The organism is Diplocloster agilis (genome assembly GCF_019042275.1).
In the GTDB taxonomy this organism is placed as follows: domain Bacteria; phylum Bacillota; class Clostridia; order Lachnospirales; family Lachnospiraceae; genus Diplocloster; species Diplocloster agilis.
On sequence record NZ_JAHQCW010000010.1, the window covers coordinates 84,340 to 103,149 of the forward strand.

Below are 18,810 nucleotides of genomic sequence, written 5' to 3' on the forward strand. Positions count from 1 at the left end.
GCGGATAGTAAAGAATCGCACTATGGAGGAAGAACGGGCATGCAGCGATATAACAGGCAGGAAAAATTAAAATATCTGCAAGGCGGCGGACAGAAGAAACTGTTCGCCGCCTCCGTGCTGTTGGCCGGGGCCGGGGGACTTGGCTGTTCGGTACTTCCGGGTCTGGCCGGGGCAGGGATCGGCAGGATCGGGATCGTGGATGATGACAGGATCACGTTTGATAACCTGAACCGGCAGTTCCTGTATACTCCCGCGGATGTAGGGAGGCAGAAGACAGAGGCGGCAGCCGCATGGCTGGCCCGGTTTTCTCCCGACATCCGGTCGGAAATTTATACACACCGGCTGACCAGGGAAAATGCAGATCTGGTAGAAGATTTCGATCTGGTGGTGGCGGCGGTGGACAATATAGAGACGAGGCAGCTTTTAAATGAGGCCTGTGTCCGCAGGGGAATCCCATTGATCGATGGCGGAATCTGCGGATGGGGAGGCAGTCTGTTCTATGTAAAACCGGGCGGGGGTCCCTGTCTGGCCTGTCTTTATCCGCAGGCTGATAAAACGGATACGGAGCCGGCGGCGTTCGGCACTATGGCCGGCATCATCGGCATGGCCCAGGCCCAGATGGCTGTGCTGGCGCTGACCGGCCATACGGAGGGATTCGAGGGAAAGTATATCTGGTTTGACGGCGTGAGGATGGAATTCCACCATACGGTAATTAAGCCCCAGAGCGGCTGCGCGATCTGTGGTGAATATGCAAAAGAGCAGGCAGGGAACGTGTGATAGGATGGTTTTGTACTGCGAAGAGAAGGATTTGTGCCGCAGACGGCCGTAGGCCGGCCGTCGGTTAGTTGACAGTTTCAGGAGTGTATGGTAGAGTTTTTCCATGAAGCGAGGTGGCACAGGATGCGCTGCAGGTTAAGCGATCAGATGAGAAGAAGAGTAAGCTCCGCACAATAAGGGAAAGAACATTGTACGGAGCCTGTATTATGATAGATTCAAGTTGCGTTTGTACAGCTCCCTGAATTGTAAACGGATAAAGGAAGGGCTGTGAAACGGTAATGGGTCCGGAAAGCATGAATTTCATGCTTTTTTGGCGTACCCATTAAAGGGACTTGGAGAATGAAAAGGCTGTCGGACAGTGGCGTCCGGCAGCTTTTTTCATTCCATAGGAAAGTGCGCCAATGGAATAAAAAGCCCTCCGGAAGATCGCATTGCGGCGGAAAGGAAGATGCCGCTTAAATTTAAATTTTAGGAGAATACAAAATGAATGAATATAGCTTACAAAAGGAATGGAAAGGGAAAACCATTCGTTTTATGACCGCCCAGACGATATCCCTGTTCGGTTCCTCCCTGGTTCAATACGCCATTATCTGGTATATTACCCTGTCCACTTCCTCGGGCATGATGATGACGATTTCCACCGCGTGCGGATTTGTACCGCAGATCCTCATATCCCTCTTTGCCGGGGTCTGGATCGACCGCTACGACAGAAAACATATGTGCATGCTGTCAGACGCGGTTATTGCAGTATCCACATTTATCCTGGCCCTGCTGTTTCTGAGCGGATACCGGAGCGTCTGGCTGCTCTTCCTTGTTTTGCTGATCCGCTCGGCGGGTACGGGAATCCAGACACCGGCCGTAAACGCGCTGATTCCCCAGTTGGTACCTGCGGAACATCTGATGAAGATAAATGGAATAAACAGCACCATCAATTCCCTGATGATGTTCCTGTCACCTGCGGTCAGCGGGGCGATTCTCTCGGTGACGTCCATAGAGGCCGCTTTCTTTCTCGACGTGATAACGGCGGCCATCGGCATCGGTATTATGTTTACCATAGCGGTGCCGCCTTTGCGGTCAAAGGATGAGCAGGGAAGCCAGGTGAAAGAATCCGTGATACAGGAAATGAGATACGGATTCCGGTATCTGAAGGATCAGCGGTTTATCCGGAATCTTCTGGTGTTTCAGATAACCGTTCTGATTCTGATCAGCCCGTCGGCGTTCTTAACGCCGCTTATGGTCAGCCGGACATTCGGGGCCCAGGTGTGGCGCCTGACCTTTAGTGAAATGACGTTCAGCGCCGGCGCCGCTGCCGGGGGCCTGCTGATCGCGGCCTGGGGCGGATTCCGCAGCCGGATGCGCACTACGGTGCTGGCCGGATTCCTCTATGGGATTCTGATGATCGGGCTCGGCGTATCGCCGGTGTACCCGGCCTACCTGATATGCAACTTCCTGATTGGAGTGACGATGCCCTGTTACAATGCGCCGATCAATGTGCTGATACAGGAGAAAGCGGACCCTGCCATGCATGGCCGGATTTTCAGCTTTATGCAGATAACCAATGCCTGTGCGCTGCCGTTTGGAATGCTGGTATTCGGCCCTCTGGCGGACGTGACCAGGATACAGAATCTGTTGATCTTCGGAGGGACCGCGGTTTTATGCTGCACCCTTTACACAGGGAAAAAGATCGCTTAGGAGCTTTATAAAAGCTGTTGTGCGCGATGTGTGAAAAACGGACGGAAGATTTTTGACGGGCGCTACTATTTTTTCTGGCTTCGGGGCATATAATAAAGGCATAACAATACGAAAAAGGGCTGCAGGATCTTATGAACGATCAAAAAATCGAAAATCTGTTAAATCTGGCGCTGGACGCCACGGAAGTTGAGAGGGAACGGTCGCTGGAACTGGATGTGGGTTTTGATGAACTTACCCGGACCTGGGAACTGATCGTAAAGTACTCAGGCGATATCGGACGGCTGGCCAGAGAAAATGAAGAGATCACAGTGGTGGAAATGTTGAATAATTTTGCGGTTGTGACGGTGCCGGAGCATCTGATTGACCGCCTGGCCGATCAGCCGGAGATCGAATACATAGAGAAGCCGAAGCGGCTATTCTTCGCGGTGAACCAGGGGAGAACGGCATCCTGTATACCTCCGGTTCAAAACGAAAGGTTCCGGCTGTTCGGGCAGGGAGTTCTGGTGGCTGTGATCGACAGTGGTATCGATTATACGCATCCTGATTTCAGAAATGAGGACGGGACTACAAGGATCGTAAACCTGTGGGATCAGACCGTTTCCGCAGGACCCGCCCCGGAAGGGTATCTGATCGGAACCGAATACTCCGCGGAGCAGATTAACGAAGCGCTGCAAAAAGCGACGCCGCAGGAACAGTACGCGGTGGTGCCCAGCCGGGATCTGAGCGGTCATGGAACCCACGTGGCCGGGATCGCGGCCGGAAATGGGAGGGCGAGCAGCGGTGTCTACAAAGGTGTGGCGTCCCAAAGTGAGCTTTTAATCGTTAAGCTTGGAAATCCAAGGGCTGATTCGTTTCCCAGGACAACCGAGCTGATGCAGGCAGTGGATTATGTGGTCCGTAAGTCCATAGCGCTTGGAACACCGGCGGCCATCAATATCAGTTTCGGGAATACCTACGGGTCTCACAGCGGTACTTCCCTGATCGAGACTTATCTGAATAATGTCTCCAATCTGGGCCGGACCGCCATCTGTGTGGGAACCGGAAACGAAGGGGCGGCAGCCGGACACACCCAGGGAGTATTGACGGAAGGAAACCCGCGGGATATCGAATTTTCTATTTCCAATAATGAGACCGCGATGAATCTGCAGATCTGGAAATCCTATGTGGATGAGGTAAATATCGCCATCGTCCACCCGTCGGGAATGGAAGCCGGACCGATTCAGCCCTTTCTGGGTCCCCAGCGGTTTGTAATGGGGGGGACGGAGCTTTTGTTATACTACGGAGAACCCAGTCCATACAGCATTTATCAGGAGATCTATATCGATTTTCTTCCTAGAGAGCAGTATCTGGACAGTGGAATCTGGAAGATCCGTCTGGTACCCGAACGAATCGTGTCCGGCCGTTACGATATGTGGATGCCAAGTGAAGGCGCGCTGAATACCGGCACCCGCTTCCTGACTCCTACGGAAAATATAACCCTCACCATTCCTTCCACGGCTTCCGGCGTCATCAGCGTCGGCGCTTACGATTCCAGAAGGCGCACTTACGCTGCCTTTTCCGGGCGGGGCTATACCTGGATGACGAACCAGCCAAAACCGGATCTGGTCGCTCCCGGCGTGGATATCATGAGCGCCGCTCCCGGAGGGGGATATACCTCACGATCCGGGACGTCTATGGCTACCCCTTTTGTATCCGGTTCCGCCGCGCTGCTCATGCAATGGGGGATTGTGAATGGCAACGATTTGTTTCTATATGGAGAGAAGCTGAAAGCATATCTGCAGCGGGGGGCCAGAGAACTGCCGGGATTTACGGAATATCCGAATTCACAGGTTGGGTATGGAGCGCTGTGTGTGAGAGACAGCTTGCCGGTGTGAGTTGTCAAGCATACGAGGATGAATATGGATGTTGAAAAAATGCTTATTTTAATTCCAAGTGAAGAACATAAGCGAGGGATGCTAAGACAATATCAAATGATGACCGGCATTTGAACGGCATTTGAACGGAACGAAAACACTTTGACACATGGTACAGGATTCGCTATAATAAAAGTGTTTCATTAAAGCATTTTGTATAAGTGGATTTACTGTGAATTTGTCAGGGGCAGTAAACGCGCTGCTTGAGGAAAAAATGAAAAATATTGTGGAGGATGAAGACATGGATGTGATTTGTGTAGGGGAAATGCTGATTGATTTCATACCGGGCGCAGAGCCTTGCAGCTACGTAAAAAATGCGGGAGGCGCACCGGCCAATGTGGCCATCGCGGTGGCCAGAAACGGCCTGGACTCCGGATTTTGCGGAAAAATGGGGGATGATGATTTCGGCAGATTTCTGGCAGACACGCTGAGGGAAAATGATGTGACGGTCCTGTGCCCGGAATTGACCAGGGAGGCGGTTACCACTATGGCGTTCGTTACACTGTCCGGGAACGGCGAGCGCACGTTTACCTTTGCCAGAAAACCGGGAGCGGACATGCTGCTCACAGTGGAAGACATCGACCGGGCAGACCTGGACGCCACGAAAATGATTCATGCCGGTTCCTGCTCCCTTTCCAAGGGAAGTGCTTCCGATGCCACCGTCTATGCGCTGAAGAGAGGACATGAAAAGGGAAAAATCGTAAGCTTTGATGTGAATTACCGGAATGTGATGTGGGATGATGATCAGGAAGCGGCAGCCAGAAAAGTATTTGAAATTCTCCCCTATGTGGATCTGCTGAAAATATCGGAGGAAGAAGTGGATATGGTAGGCGGGGAAGAGCATATTGCCCGGCTGATGGAGCAAAACCGGATCGCCCTGGTTGTGGAGACTCTGGGGGCGGAGGGAGCGAAATGCTTCTTCGGCGGCAAGGTCTTAAGAATTCCCGGACGAAAAGCCAAAGCGGTGGACGCCACCGGCGCGGGAGACGCGTTCTGGGGCGGGTTCCTGTCCAGCCTTTTGATCCAGGGAGTGGACCAGATCGGTAAATTGGATGAAGCGAAGCTGTTGAAGGCGATGGAATATGGAAACGTCAGCGGATGGATCTGTGTGCAGAGCAAGGGGGCGATCTCTTCCCTGCCGACAAGGGAGCAGATTGAAGCGGTATTGAATCATGATGCAAAAACTAAGTGAAGACCAAAAAGAAAGATTCTATAAGGCGGGGATATTGCTGATCCTGCCGGCAGGTTTGCTTGGCTTTCTTTTTCTGCATCATTTTGGCGGGCTGCTGGCCGATCTGTTTCCGGCATGTCTTTTCCGCAGGCTGACGGGTTTTTACTGCCCGGGCTGTGGAAATACCAGGAGTGTGCTGGCTTTGCTTCACGGGGATATCCTCACGTCGCTTCGCTACAATATCACTCCTGTCGTGTTGGGAACCGTGCTTGGCCTGCTGTATGCGGAAGGGCTTACTTATGCATTCGGACGTTACCGGAAGATCCTTCCTCGGGACAGCCGGTTTTGGTGGGTCGTGCTGAGCCTTATGTTTTTGTATTTTATAGTGCGCAATTTTTTCCCATATCTTATACCATAAGAGTGGATGAAAAATTTCCTTGAAATAAAAAGGACCGGATAGCTGTACCGGTCCTTTTTCCTGTTCAGTTGTTATCAATACAAGCTGTTGACGTCATATCCCATGTTAGCCAGATAACTTACTGCTGCTACACCTACGATAAGTAAAACGATCGCCAATACTAATGAAATAATAGATGTAACGATACCTGCAATCGCCATACCTCTTCCGGGCGCCTGTTTTCTTAACGCGATGATACCTAAGACGAGGCCGATGATTCCGGTCACAAAAGCCGCATATACGTAGCAGCAGGATACTACGATTGATACGATACCCAGAACCATGGATGCAATAGACATTCCTTTTCCACCCTGGGGCTGTTCGGGTTCATAATACGACTGAGGCTGCTCATATACCGGCTGATCGAATTGAGGCTGTTCAAAGGTCGGTTGTTCCTGTGTTTCTGGTACCTGATTGTTGTTTTCGTCCATTATGATATCCTCCTCATAAATTTAATGACGCTTTCATACTATCATAATTATTTTGAATTTACAATAAATTGGACTCGACTGAATCTAAATTTTTCCTTAAGATTTGTCGGATAATAGGCAGAAAGTGCTGAAAAAGGCGGGGTTTTCGCCAAAAAAAGACAGTCAGACAAAGAGATTCCCCGTGTCCGCGGGGGCAATAATGCCGGAATTTACGGTTCTGGCAAATTTCATCTATTTTTCCGGGGAAAACTTTGCTATAATGAAAACCGTAGCAGGAAAGATAACGATCCTGTTCTGATTTAGGAAGCTTTAAAGGAACTACTGGAGGTTATTATGAAAAGATTTATTACTTTGTTATGGATTGCCGTGGCGGTGTTTATGCTGTCCGGCTGCTCTAATACAAAACAGGAAATGGAATTGACGTACCGGGATCAGGGAATTAAGCACATGAACGCCGGGGATTACACAGCGGCAGTCACATCTTTTACCAAGGCGTTGCAGCAGGCGCCGGGCCGGGTACGGGAGCTGGAATTGGATATTTCCTATTATAAAGCGGCCGCTCAATATAAGAGCGGTGATTTTGGCGGGGCGATTGACACCTACACGAATCTGATCGATTATAAAGCAAGCGCGGATCTTTATATTTTACGGGGATCCGCCTACATCGGCACCGGTGAGACTGAGAAGGCTTATGCGGATTTTGACCAGGCGATGGAAATGGACGGGAAAAATTATGAATCCTATATCCGCATCTACGAATCCCTGGCCCAAACGGATGCGGAGAAAGCAAAGGGGTATCTGAATGAAGCTTTGAAGCTGGAGGGAAAGAAGGATAAAGATTACCTGAACCGGGGCGAGATCTATTACTATCTCGGCGATTACCAGAATGCGGAAAAAGAGCTGAAAGAGGCTTTGAAGAAAGAGAACATGGAAAGCCTTCTCTATCTGGGCAAAACCTACGAGGCGGTGCAGGATCCGGACACCGCGTTAGATTACTACCAGCAGTATCAGGAAAAAGGCCGGGAGAGCCAGGAAGTCTATAACATCATGGGCATGTGCAAAATGAATAAAGGGGATTACGAAGGAGCCCTGCAAAGTTTCCAGGCCGGACTTGCCATGACAGACGGCACCGCCTTCCGCCAGACGCTTCTGTTTAACGAGGCGGTGGTGTACGAATATCTGCTGGATTTCGACACGGCGGCGGCTAAGATGGCTGCTTATCTTGAGGAATTCCCGGACGATACGAAAGCGCAGAAAGAAAATGAATTTCTTCAGACCAGACGGACAAAATCCGCCGAGGAGGGCGATAATCCGGAAGAAAGTGGAGATACTGATGAAGGAGACGGCCAAGATCCGGGAGGACAGGATGGCGAAGGCGGAGAGGCATAGATGATAGAATTTGAAGAAATTAAGGAAAAAGTGATTTTAGTCGGGGTATCCTTAAACGACGGGGATGACACCCAGGACTCCCTGACAGAGCTTGAGGAACTGGCATCCACGGCGGGCGCGCAGACGGTGGGCGTGTTGATTCAGACGCGGACCCAGATCCACCCCGGGACCTATCTGGGGTCCGGAAAATTAGAAGAGCTCTCGGAGTTGATATACGAGACAGAAGCCACCGGTATCATATGTGACGATGAACTATCCCCGGCACAGCTGCGGAATATGGAAGACGCGCTGGACACCAAGATCATGGACCGGACGCTGGTGATCCTGGATATTTTCGCCAAGAGGGCGTCCACCAGTGAGGGAAAGATCCAGGTGGAGCTGGCCCAGTTGAAATACCAGCTGGCCAGGCTGGTTGGGCTTCGAAGCTCCCTGTCAAGGCTGGGAGGCGGAATCGGCACCAGAGGGCCGGGAGAGAAGAAACTGGAAATGGACCGGCGGCTGGTAAAGGAGCGCATCGCACAGCTGAACCGGGAATTAAAAGAAGTCAAGCGCCACCGGGAGGTTACGCGCAGCCAGAGACAGAAGAACCGGATTCCGGTAGCCGCCATCGTGGGTTACACCAATGCGGGAAAGTCAACGTTACTGAATACGCTTACCGGCGCGCAGGTACTGGAAGAGGATCAGCTCTTTGCAACGCTGGACCCCACTACCAGGAGCCTGACCCTGCCCAGCAGACAGCAGATTCTGCTGACCGATACCGTGGGGTTTATCCGCAAACTGCCCCATCATCTGATCGAGGCATTCCGCAGCACATTGGAAGAGGCGAAATATGCGGATATCATACTACATGTTGTGGATGTGTCTAATCCACAGGTGGAAAAACAGATGTATGTAGTCTATGAGACGCTGGCGGACCTGGGGATCGCGGGCAAGACCATCATTACCCTGTTTAATAAACAGGACAGAATGGATACCCCCGTTAATATACGCGATTTTAAAGCGGATAAAACATTGAAGATTTCGGCCAAAACCGGCGAAGGCTTAGAACAGCTGAAGGAAACCTTAGATGAGGTGCTTCATGAGCGCCACATGCTGTTGGAACGGGTATTTCCCTATGAGAAAGCGGGGCTGATCGCACTGATCAGAGAGCAAGGCGGACTCATCAGCGAGGATTATCGGGAAAACGGGATTTATGTAAAAGCATATGTGCCCAAAGAGCTTTATGCAAGAGTTTCTGGGTGATTATCGACACTGACACTATATTTTGTATGAAACTTATAAAACATACAAGATATAGTGTTTTTCTATTGACTCCTCCTGGGAAATCTGCTACAATTTGATTGCTGACGTAAAGAGATTAATTGATGACATGGGAAGGATGAGAGTGAGATGTTTCGTGTAGTAAAGAGAGACGGCGAAGTGGCAGATTTTGATCTGGCCAAAATCAGTGGCGCAGTTCAGAAGGCATTCACCGCAACGGAAAAAGAATTTAATCAGGATATTATCGATTTGCTGTCCCTGAGAGTGACGGCAGACTTTCAGTCTAAGATCAAGGACAACCTGATTCACGTGGAAGATGTGCAGGACAGTGTGGAGAAGGTATTGGAACAGGCCGGCTACACCGATGTGGCGAAGGCTTATATTTTATACCGGAAGCAGCGGGAAAAGATCCGGAATATGAAGTCCACGATCCTGGATTATAAGGAAATCGTTAACAGTTACGTAAAAGTGGAAGACTGGCGTGTAAAAGAGAACTCTACCGTAACCTATTCGGTAGGCGGACTGATCTTAAGCAACTCCGGAGCCGTGACCGCCAATTACTGGCTGACCGAGATCTACGATGAGGAGATCGCAAGCGCCCACCGGAACGCGGATATCCATCTGCATGATTTGTCCATGCTGACCGGATACTGTGCAGGATGGTCCTTAAAGCAGCTGATCGAGGAAGGGCTGGGAGGCATCCGCGGCAAGATTACTTCCTCTCCTGCGAAACATCTGTCCGTACTGTGCAACCAGATGGTAAACTTCCTTGGTATTATGCAGAATGAATGGGCCGGCGCTCAGGCTTTCTCATCCTTCGATACCTATCTGGCGCCCTTTGTTAAAGTAGATAACCTGAACTACCGGGAAGTAAAAAAATGTATTGAATCCTTTATCTACGGCGTGAATACGCCCAGCCGCTGGGGTACCCAGGCTCCTTTCTCCAATATTACGCTGGACTGGACCGTGCCCAACGATTTGGCGGAGCTTCCGGCTATCGTAGGCGGTAAGGAGATGGACTTCAAATACAAAGATTGTAAGATGGAAATGGATATGATCAATAAGGCCTTTATTGAGACGATGATCGAAGGCGATGCCAATGGCCGGGGCTTCCAGTATCCGATTCCCACCTACTCGATCACCAGTGATTTTGACTGGTCCGATACGGAAAATAACCGTCTGCTGTTTGAGATGACTGCGAAATACGGAACCCCGTATTTCTCCAACTACATTAACAGCGATATGCAGCCCAGCGACGTCCGCAGTATGTGCTGCCGTCTGCGTCTGGACCTGCGTGAACTGCGCAAGAAAACCGGCGGATTCTTTGGCTCCGGCGAGAGCACCGGAAGCGTGGGCGTGGTAACCATCAATATGCCCAGAATCGCTTACCTGGCCAAGAACGAACAGGATTTCTACAAGAGACTGGACCGGATGATGGATATCTCCGCCAGATCCTTAAAGATTAAGCGGGAAGTGATTACGAAGCTTTTGAACGAAGGCTTATATCCTTACACCAAACGTTACCTTGGAACCTTCGACAATCATTTTTCCACGATCGGCCTGATCGGTATGAACGAAGCAGGCTTGAACGCCAGCTGGCTGCGCAAGGATATGACTCACGAAGAAACCCAGGAATTCTCCAAGCAGGTATTGAACCATATGAGAGAACGGCTGGCCGACTACCAGGAAGAATACGGTGACCTGTATAACCTGGAGGCAACACCCGCGGAATCCACCAGCTACCGTCTGGCGAAGCACGACAGAAAACGCTGGCCGGATATCATCACCGCAGGAAAAGAAGGGGATACCCCTTATTATACCAACAGCTCCCATCTTCCGGTGGATTATACGGCGGATATCTTTGACGCGCTGGATATCCAGGATGAACTGCAGACCCTGTACACATCCGGAACCGTATTTCACGCATTCCTGGGAGAGAAGCTTCCGGATTGGAAAGCGGCGGCATCCCTGGTGCGTAAGATCGCGGAGAATTATAAGCTTCCCTATTATACCATGTCGCCTACCTACTCGATCTGCAAGACCCACGGCTATATCAGCGGCGAGCACTTTAAGTGCCCTGAGTGCGGTGCCGAAGCGGAAGTTTACAGCCGGATCACCGGGTATTACCGGCCGGTACAGAACTGGAACGAAGGAAAATCCCAGGAGTACAAGAACCGTACCCTGTACGATATTGACAATTCCTGCATGAAGAGAGTGCGGACGAACATTGTAACGGTATCCAAAGAAGATGTGACGGTCACTCCGGCTCCGTCCATGAAATACCTGTTCACCACCAAGACCTGCCCGAACTGCAAGATCGCCAAAGAGATGCTGTCAGACGAACAATATGAGCTGGTGGACGCGGAAGAAAATGCCGAACTGGCCAGAAAATACGGTGTCATGCAGGCTCCCACCCTGGTGGTGGTAAACGGTGAGGATACTCAGAAATACGTAAACGCATCCAATATCAAAAAATACGTAGACAAAAAATAGGAGCGCTTGAAAAAATAGGAGTGATGAAGCATGCCCTGCATAAATGTTAAGACTAATGCGGAGATAAGCAGCGATCAGGAACAGAGGTTGAAGGAGCAGCTGGGCCGGGCCATATCTTGCATTCCAGGAAAAAGCGAGAGCTGGCTGATGATCACCTTTGAAGATCAGGTACATATGTATTTCAAAGGAAAAGCCGACCAGAGAATGGCGTTTGTGGAAGTGAAAATCTACGGCAGCGCTTCCGCAGAAGATTACGACCGGCTGACCGGAGAGATCACAAACATACTGGAAACAAATCTTGGTATTCCCCCGTCACAGATCTATGTGAAATACGAAGAGGTCGCCTATTGGGGATGGAATGGCAATAATTTTTAATCACGCAATGGACTTAGTCCCGCGAAGCCCGCGCTATGCGCAGCTTCGCGGGCTTTTTACAAACGGCAAGCACGAAGGGAGGGGACTGGCTCCTTTCGGCAGTAAAGCAAGACCGTAAGAAACTACGCAGAGAAAGGTGCCTGTCCCCGGATGCCGGCCAGTTCAAGAAGTCTCCAAAACTTCAATCCGCATATTGCCATAATCAAACTTTCTAAAACCCATCAAATATCCATAAAATATTAATCAAAAATATAATGAAAACTATAATTACAAGGTAAAATTACAATAATGATTGACAACATTCCCAAACCGAGCTACTATTATAATAATAAATGTGCTCGAGCACAAACCCAAACAACACCCAAACCAAAAGTAAGAAAAGGAGCAAAGAACATGAACAATCTACCAGTTGTAAAAGCAGGAATCGTAGCAGTATCCAGAAACTGTTTCCCCATGTCGCTGTCAGAGAACAGGCGGAAAGCGGTAGTGAAGGCTTACCGGGAAAAATATGGCGATATCTATGAATGCCCCACCTGCATTGAGACAGAAATCCATATGAGAAAAGCCCTTGCCCAGGTAAAGGAAGCCGGATGTAACGCGTTGATCGTCTATCTGGGGAATTTTGGCCCTGAATCCGCGGAAACCTTGCTGGGAAAAGAGTTCGGCGGCCCGGTCATGTACATAGCGGCGGCGGAAGAGACCGGCGATAATCTGGTGGGAGGGCGCGGCGACGCCTACTGTGGAATGCTGAATGCCAGCTATAATCTGGATCTGCGGAATATAAAAGCCTACATTCCGGAAAATCCGGTTGGAGATGCGCAGGACTGCGCGGACCGGATCGCCGAATTCCTGCCTATCGCCAGAACGATCATCGGACTGCGGAACCTGAAAGTGATTGGATTCGGTCCCAGACCGCAGGATTTCCTGGCCTGTAACGCTCCGATCAAACAGCTTTACAACCTGGGCGTGGAGATCGAGGAGAATTCAGAGCTGGATCTATTTGAGGCCTATCACAATCACGCCGACGATCCGAGAATACCGTCCGTAGTACAGGAAATGGAAGCAGAGCTGGGAGCGGGCAATAAAAAGCCGGAGATTCTGGCCAAGCTGGCGCAGTATGAGGTTACTTTGCTGGATTGGGTGGAGGAACACAAAGGCTCCAGGGATTATGTGGTAATCGCCGGGAAATGCTGGCCGGCTTTTCAGACCCAGTTCGGGTTCGTTCCCTGTTATGTAAATGGACGCCTGACCGCTAAGGGCATCCCCGTATCCTGTGAAGTGGATATCTACGGTGCTCTAAGCGAATTCATCGGAATGTGCATCAGCGAAGATACCGTGACTCTGCTGGATATCAATAATACGGTTCCCAAAGATATGTATGAAGAAGAGATCGCCGGAAAGTATTCCTATGGGCTCAGCGACACTTTTATGGGATTCCACTGCGGAAATACGTCTGCGGGTAAACTGAGCTTCTGCGAGATGAAATATCAGATGATCATGGCCCGGACCCTGCCGGAGGAAGTGACCCAGGGAACGCTGGAGGGAGATCTGGTTCCGGGTGAGATCACCTTCTACCGTCTGCAGAGCACTGCGGATGCGAAATTAAAGGCATATGTGGCCGAGGGTGAGATCCTGCCGGTAGCGACCAGGTCCTTCGGCGGAATCGGAGTGTTCGCGATCCCAGATATGGGAAGATTTTACCGCCATGTGCTGGTAGAGAAACACTATCCGCATCACGGAGCGGTAGCCTTCGGACATTTTGGAAAAACCCTGTTCGAAGTATTCAAATATCTGGGAGTGGAGGATATCGGGTTTAATCAGCCCAAAGAGATGAGATATCCCTCGGAAAACCCCTTTGCATAGCAGAATATAACGGAGACGGGACATATGTCGGTGACAATCAAACAGATCGCGGAAAAAGCGGGTGTATCCAGGGGAACCGTGGACCGGGTCATTAACAACCGTGGACATGTCAAACCTGAGATCGAAGAGCGCGTACAAAAGATCGCCAAAGAACTGGGTTACCGGCCCAATGCGGCCGGTAAAGCCCTGGCGGCCCGAAAAAAGAATTTTATCATAGGTGTGATCCTGTGTGCCAGGGGGAATGAATTCTTTGACGATATCTTAAAAGGGATCAAGGGAGCGGAGCAGGAGGCAGCCGAGTTCGGCATTCAGGTAGTGGTAAAGACCATGAAGGGATACCAGGTGGAGGAGCAGCTCCGGCTTATGGATCAGCTGGAAGAACAAATTCATTTTCTCATCCTGAATCCGATCAATGATGAGAGGATAGCCGGTAAAATCAATGAATTGTCGGAAAAAAACATACCGGTCATTACCGTAAACACGGATATCGAAGGCAGCCGCAGACTCTGCTACGTGGGCTGCGACTATCTGAAAAGCGGTCGGACGGCTTGCGGTATCCTGGGTATTGCGACAGACGGCAAAGGCCGGGTAGGTATCGCAACCGGTTCCGTAAAAATCCTGGGCCACAATCAGCGGATCAGAGGCTTCTATGAGACACAAAAGAAAAGATTTCCCGAACTTAATATTCTGGACATTGTAGAGACGGAGGATGACAAAGAGACCGGCTATACCCAAACGCTCCTAATGCTGAACCGGCATCCCGAAATAAACGCGGTATATATAGCGGCGGCAGCGGCCGATGGGGTGTGCCGAGCGGTGTCCGACTGGCAGAGCGGGAATACGGAACTGCCCCACCCTATTAAAATAGTCGGCAGCGACCTGACGCCGTCCATATCAAAGCTATTGAAAGAAGAAAGAATTCTGGGCACCATCTGCCAGCAGCCCTGGACCCAGGGCTATCAGTCGGTTACGCTGGCCGTTCACTATCTGGTCAACGGGCAGAAACCGGCCAGAGAATATTTTTATATGAAAAATGAAATAAAAATACCGGAGAATCTTTAGCCGGAAAATAAAAAGGAGGATATTATGCTCTATATAGGTATTGATCTGGGAACTTCGGCGGTTAAATTACTGCTTATGGACGCGAAAGGCAGCATCCGGAAGATTGTATCCCGTGAATATCCCTTATATTTCCCTCACCCGGGATGGTCGGAACAAAACCCGGAGGACTGGTATGAGCAGACGATAGAGGGGATTCGGGAACTGCTGGCGGATACGGACAAAGAACAGGTAGCCGGTATAAGCTTTGGGGGCCAGATGCACGGACTGGTAATTTTGGATGAAAATGACCGGGTGATCAGACCGGCTATCCTCTGGAACGACGGCCGGTCCATCAAAGAATGCGAGTACCTGAATGGCGTGATCGGAATGGAAAAACTGACCGGCTATACCGCCAACATCGCGTTTGCCGGTTTTACCGCCCCGAAACTTCTGTGGGTTAAAGAAAACGAGCCGGACAACTTTAGCAAAATCTGTAAAATCATGCTTCCCAAAGACTATCTGGCTTACCGTTTGACCGGCGTCTTCTGCACGGATGTATCCGATGCTTCCGGCATGCTGCTCTTTGATGTCAGAAACCGCTGCTGGTCCAAAGAAATGGAAGAAATCTGCGGAATACGGGAAGAGCAGCTGGCCCGCGTATACGAAAGTTATGAAAGCGTCGGCACGGTCACGAAGGAAATCGCCGATACGCTGGGGCTGTCTCCTTCGGTAATCGTGGCCGCGGGGGCAGGGGATAACGCTGCCGCAGCGGTGGGGACCGGAACCGTAGGCGACGGTATGTGCAATATATCCCTGGGGACTTCCGGGACGATCTTTATTTCCAGCAAAAACTTCGGAGTGGATGCTCACAACGGTCTTCATTCCTTTGCCCATGCCGACGGGCATTATCACCTTATGGGCTGCATGCTCAGCGCCGCATCCTGCAATAAGTGGTGGATGGATGAGATTTTAAACAGCAGCGATTACCAGGGGGAACAGGACAAAATACCGGCGCTTGGCCATAATCACGTGTTTTTCCTGCCCTACCTGATGGGAGAGCGTTCCCCGCATAATGATCCCAATGCCAGAGGAACCTTTATCGGGATGACCATGGACACCACCCGGGCCGACATGACCCAGGCGGTCCTTGAGGGGGTAGCCTTCGCCCTTCGCGATTCCCTGGAAATCGCCAAAGACCTGGGCATCCGTATAGAGCGCACCAAGATCTGCGGCGGCGGCGCAAAGAGCCCGCTATGGCGGCAGATGATCGCGGATATCCTCAACCTGAAGGTAGACCTGATCGAGGTGGAAGAGGGGCCTGCTTACGGTGGAGCGATACTGGCGGCGGTGGCCAACAAAGAATTTGAGTCCGTTGAGGACGCTGCCGAAAAACTGATCCGCATTACCGCCACCATAGAGCCGGATCCGGAAACCGTGGACCTCTATGAAGAGCGCTATCAAAAATTCCGTAGGATTTATCCCGGACTTAAGAATATTTTTAAAGAGATTGTCAGATAACGGATCTCAAAACCCGGGCTATCAACTGGGCCTCTGAACCGACAGCACCTAAGGTGTTCCCGGTTCAGAGGTTTTTGCCCGCTTGTGCCTTTTTTGCGCCTGTTCCGTTCGGTAAAAGGTTCGGTAAAGGAAAAACCGCTTGTCAATTCTACTTCCTGTGTGTATAATGAAAATAATTGGAAATTAAAGTCATAGTCGTTTCTGACATGAATCCCAGCATGTAAACCAAAACGGTAATACAGAACAGAATAAATAAAGGAGAATAGCATGAATCGGGAAAAATACGAATCGTTATCATTGGCAGCGCTGAAAGACATTGCGAAGGCCCGCGGCATGAAGGGGACTTCCGGGATGCGTAAAGGCGACCTGATCCAACTGATGCTTGCAGAGGATCAGAAGGCGGAGGGGGAGCCGGCCACGGCAGCCGGACAGGAGGAAGCCGCACAGGAAAAAGAAGAAATGAAACAGGATAAAGAAGAAAAACAGGCGGAAAAGCCGCTGAGCGAGACGAAGAAGAGAGTCGTGTCCAGCCAGCAGCGACCGCGATATAAGAATCAGTCCAGGATAGCGGTAAGAACTCAAACGCCGTCCAGGGAAGAGAACGGAAATCAGACGGCATCCAGGGAAGAGTCAAGGAATCAGGCTCCGTCCAGAGAAGAGACGAGAAATCAGGTTTCTTCCAGGGAAGAGACGAGAAATCAGGCCCCTTCGAGAGAAGAAACAAGAAATCAGACCGCATCCAGAGCAGAGGAGCGAAACCAGGCTCCGTCCAGGGAGGAGTCAAGGAATCAGGCGCAGTCCAGGGAAGAGGGAAGAAGCCAGAACCAGTTCAGAGAAGATTCAAGAACTCAGGCCCAGTCCCGGGAGGATGTAAGATTCCAGACACAGCCTGAATCCAGGGAAGAGAAGAGGCAGGATAACCGCGAGGACAGGCAGGACGGCGAGAGCAGGGCGAATGTCCCGGATATGGAACAGCTGGACAGCGGTGTTACAGCCAACGGAATACTGGAGGTACTGCCGGACGGCTATGGATTCATCCGGTGCGCCAATTATCTTCCGGGAGAGAACGATGTCTATGTATCCCCATCTCAGATCCGCAGATTTAATCTGAAAACCGGTGATATCTTATGCGGAAATACCAGGATTAAAACCCAGCAGGAAAAGTTCAGCGCGTTACTTTATTTAAAGAGTATTAATGGCTTTCATCCTTCAGAGGCAAACCGCAGATTTAACTTTGAAGATATGACGCCTATATTCCCAAATAAGAGACTGCGTCTGGAAAGATCACAGTCCAGCATTGCTATGCGGATTGTGGATGTGATTTCCCCGATCGGTAAAGGACAGCGCGGTATGATCGTCTCCCCTCCGAAGGCAGGTAAGACAACCCTGTTAAAGGATGTGGCCAAGTCGATTATCACCAACAATCCGGAAATGCATCTGATTATCCTGCTGATCGACGAACGGCCGGAGGAGGTTACGGATATCAAGGAAGCGATCGAGGGACAGAACGTGGAAGTGATCTATTCCACTTTCGATGAGCTTCCGGAACATCACAAACGGGTGTCGGAGATGGTGATCGAACGGGCGAAGCGCCTGGTGGAACACAGGAAAGACGTGGTGATCCTGCTGGACAGCATAACGAGACTGGCCAGAGCCTATAACCTGACGGTGCCGCCCAGCGGAAGAACGCTTTCCGGAGGTTTGGACCCGGCGGCCTTGCACATGCCAAAACGCTTTTTCGGCGCCGCGAGAAACATGCGGGAAGGGGGAAGCCTTACGATTCTGGCTACCGCCCTTGTGGACACGGGCAGCAAGATGGACGATGTGGTATATGAGGAGTTCAAAGGAACCGGTAATATGGAGCTGGTTTTGGACCGAAAGCTGCAGGAAAAACGGATTTTCCCGGCCATCGACATTCAGAAGTCCAGCACCAGAAGAGAGGATCTGCTCCTGACCAGGGAAGAGCAGGAAGCGGTCTATCTGATGCGGAAGGCGCTGAACGGCCTGCGGACCGACGAAGCGGTGGAAAATATCCTGAATATGTTTGTACGGACCAAGAATAATATGGAGTTTGTACAGATGGTGAAAAAAACAAAATTTATTTAAGAAAAACTTGCAATCAGCTCGTGGGTATGATACAATATGAAAGCTGTTTATAAGTAACGTATGTAAGATCCCCTAAGGGGACAGAAAGTAGATATAGAGAGGTGAAAACAATGAGAGAAGGAATTCATCCGACATACCATCAGGCTACGGTAACCTGCAACTGCGGAAATACTTTTGTAACCGGATCCACAAAGAACGAAATCCACGTGGAAGTTTGTTCCAAATGTCATCCGTTCTACACCGGACAGCAGAAAGCGGCATCCGCTCGCGGACGTATCGATAAGTTCAACCGTAAGTATGGCATGAACGAAAACAAATAAGGCA

At 50.6% G+C, this 18,810-nt stretch carries 15 protein-coding genes; 14 read left to right on the plus strand and 1 reads right to left on the minus strand.

What is annotated here, in order from left to right:
* The first annotated feature begins 39 nt into the window (after positions 1-39).
* The 5 genes from KTH89_RS08175 to KTH89_RS08195 all read left to right on the plus strand — a co-directional run bounded on the left by KTH89_RS08175 (position 40) and on the right by KTH89_RS08195 (position 5,971).
* Positions 40-777: a HesA/MoeB/ThiF family protein gene (locus tag KTH89_RS08175; RefSeq protein ID WP_238721348.1), complete on the plus strand. Its 738-nt coding sequence runs from the start codon at positions 40-42 to the stop codon at positions 775-777.
* A gap of 483 nt (positions 778-1,260) precedes the next feature.
* Positions 1,261-2,469, plus strand: a complete 1,209-nt coding sequence (locus KTH89_RS08180) for an MFS transporter (protein ID WP_238721349.1) — start codon at positions 1,261-1,263, stop codon at positions 2,467-2,469.
* A gap of 131 nt (positions 2,470-2,600) precedes the next feature.
* Positions 2,601-4,343, plus strand: coding sequence for a S8 family peptidase (locus tag KTH89_RS08185; protein WP_158345824.1), 1,743 nt, complete (start codon positions 2,601-2,603; stop codon positions 4,341-4,343).
* Between the two features lie 253 nt (positions 4,344-4,596).
* A complete protein-coding gene (locus tag KTH89_RS08190; protein ID WP_238721350.1) occupies positions 4,597-5,574 on the plus strand; it encodes a carbohydrate kinase family protein in 978 nt (325 codons plus the stop codon).
* A complete protein-coding gene (locus KTH89_RS08195) occupies positions 5,555-5,971 on the plus strand; it encodes a DUF2752 domain-containing protein (protein WP_238721351.1) in 417 nt (138 codons plus the stop codon). Before KTH89_RS08190 ends, KTH89_RS08195 begins: the two co-directional genes overlap by 20 nt.
* Before the next feature lie 74 nt (positions 5,972-6,045).
* On the opposite strand, the gene KTH89_RS08200 is transcribed toward KTH89_RS08195, so the two are convergent.
* Complete coding sequence (locus tag KTH89_RS08200; protein ID WP_158345830.1) at positions 6,046-6,441, minus strand: DUF4190 domain-containing protein; 396 nt, start codon at positions 6,439-6,441, stop codon at positions 6,046-6,048.
* Between the two features lie 333 nt (positions 6,442-6,774).
* Between KTH89_RS08200 and KTH89_RS08205 the strand changes: the two genes are divergently transcribed.
* From KTH89_RS08205 to rpmE, 9 genes are all read left to right on the plus strand, one after another.
* Positions 6,775-7,830 (plus strand): tetratricopeptide repeat protein, encoded by a 1,056-nt coding sequence (locus KTH89_RS08205; RefSeq protein ID WP_238721352.1) that lies wholly within the window; start codon positions 6,775-6,777, stop codon positions 7,828-7,830.
* The gene (gene hflX, locus KTH89_RS08210; RefSeq protein ID WP_158345834.1) at positions 7,831-9,072 is read left to right on the plus strand and encodes a GTPase HflX; all 1,242 of its coding nucleotides are present in this window, start codon (positions 7,831-7,833) and stop codon (positions 9,070-9,072) included.
* A 147-nt stretch (positions 9,073-9,219) separates the two neighbouring features.
* Positions 9,220-11,583, plus strand: coding sequence for a ribonucleoside triphosphate reductase (locus KTH89_RS08215; RefSeq protein ID WP_158345836.1), 2,364 nt, complete (start codon positions 9,220-9,222; stop codon positions 11,581-11,583).
* Between the two features lie 30 nt (positions 11,584-11,613).
* Positions 11,614-11,958, plus strand: coding sequence for a phenylpyruvate tautomerase MIF-related protein (locus tag KTH89_RS08220; protein WP_158345838.1), 345 nt, complete (start codon positions 11,614-11,616; stop codon positions 11,956-11,958).
* Positions 11,959-12,351: 393 nt separating this feature from the next.
* Positions 12,352-13,821, plus strand: coding sequence for an L-fucose/L-arabinose isomerase family protein (locus KTH89_RS08225; protein ID WP_158345840.1), 1,470 nt, complete (start codon positions 12,352-12,354; stop codon positions 13,819-13,821).
* A 24-nt stretch (positions 13,822-13,845) separates the two neighbouring features.
* Positions 13,846-14,883 (plus strand): LacI family DNA-binding transcriptional regulator, encoded by a 1,038-nt coding sequence (locus KTH89_RS08230; RefSeq protein ID WP_238721353.1) that lies wholly within the window; start codon positions 13,846-13,848, stop codon positions 14,881-14,883.
* Between the two features lie 24 nt (positions 14,884-14,907).
* Positions 14,908-16,380, plus strand: a complete 1,473-nt coding sequence (gene xylB / locus KTH89_RS08235) for a xylulokinase (RefSeq protein WP_238721354.1) — start codon at positions 14,908-14,910, stop codon at positions 16,378-16,380.
* Between the two features lie 267 nt (positions 16,381-16,647).
* The gene (rho, locus tag KTH89_RS08240) at positions 16,648-18,486 is read left to right on the plus strand and encodes a transcription termination factor Rho (RefSeq protein ID WP_238721355.1); all 1,839 of its coding nucleotides are present in this window, start codon (positions 16,648-16,650) and stop codon (positions 18,484-18,486) included.
* 110 nt (positions 18,487-18,596) lie between these two features.
* Positions 18,597-18,806 (plus strand): 50S ribosomal protein L31, encoded by a 210-nt coding sequence (gene rpmE, locus KTH89_RS08245; RefSeq protein ID WP_158345848.1) that lies wholly within the window; start codon positions 18,597-18,599, stop codon positions 18,804-18,806.
* Positions 18,807-18,810: the final 4 nt, after the last annotated feature.

Excerpts from the sequence above, each read along its gene's own strand:
- KTH89_RS08200 (WP_158345830.1), bottom strand. The coding sequence starts at position 6,441 with ATGGACGAAAACAACAATCAGGTACCAGAAACACAGGAACAACCGACC.
- KTH89_RS08225 (WP_158345840.1), top strand. The coding sequence starts at position 12,352 with ATGAACAATCTACCAGTTGTAAAAGCAGGAATCGTAGCAGTATCCAGA.
- KTH89_RS08195 (WP_238721351.1), top strand. The coding sequence starts at position 5,555 with ATGATGCAAAAACTAAGTGAAGACCAAAAAGAAAGATTCTATAAGGCG.
- KTH89_RS08220 (WP_158345838.1), top strand. The coding sequence starts at position 11,614 with ATGCCCTGCATAAATGTTAAGACTAATGCGGAGATAAGCAGCGATCAG.
- KTH89_RS08230 (WP_238721353.1), top strand. The coding sequence starts at position 13,846 with ATGTCGGTGACAATCAAACAGATCGCGGAAAAAGCGGGTGTATCCAGG.
- KTH89_RS08205 (WP_238721352.1), top strand. The coding sequence starts at position 6,775 with ATGAAAAGATTTATTACTTTGTTATGGATTGCCGTGGCGGTGTTTATG.
- KTH89_RS08185 (WP_158345824.1), top strand. The coding sequence starts at position 2,601 with ATGAACGATCAAAAAATCGAAAATCTGTTAAATCTGGCGCTGGACGCC.
- rpmE (WP_158345848.1), top strand. The coding sequence starts at position 18,597 with ATGAGAGAAGGAATTCATCCGACATACCATCAGGCTACGGTAACCTGC.
- rho (WP_238721355.1), top strand. The coding sequence starts at position 16,648 with ATGAATCGGGAAAAATACGAATCGTTATCATTGGCAGCGCTGAAAGAC.
- KTH89_RS08175 (WP_238721348.1), top strand. The coding sequence starts at position 40 with ATGCAGCGATATAACAGGCAGGAAAAATTAAAATATCTGCAAGGCGGC.
- xylB (WP_238721354.1), top strand. The coding sequence starts at position 14,908 with ATGCTCTATATAGGTATTGATCTGGGAACTTCGGCGGTTAAATTACTG.
- KTH89_RS08180 (WP_238721349.1), top strand. The coding sequence starts at position 1,261 with ATGAATGAATATAGCTTACAAAAGGAATGGAAAGGGAAAACCATTCGT.
- KTH89_RS08190 (WP_238721350.1), top strand. The coding sequence starts at position 4,597 with ATGAAAAATATTGTGGAGGATGAAGACATGGATGTGATTTGTGTAGGG.
- hflX (WP_158345834.1), top strand. The coding sequence starts at position 7,831 with ATGATAGAATTTGAAGAAATTAAGGAAAAAGTGATTTTAGTCGGGGTA.
- KTH89_RS08215 (WP_158345836.1), top strand. The coding sequence starts at position 9,220 with ATGTTTCGTGTAGTAAAGAGAGACGGCGAAGTGGCAGATTTTGATCTG.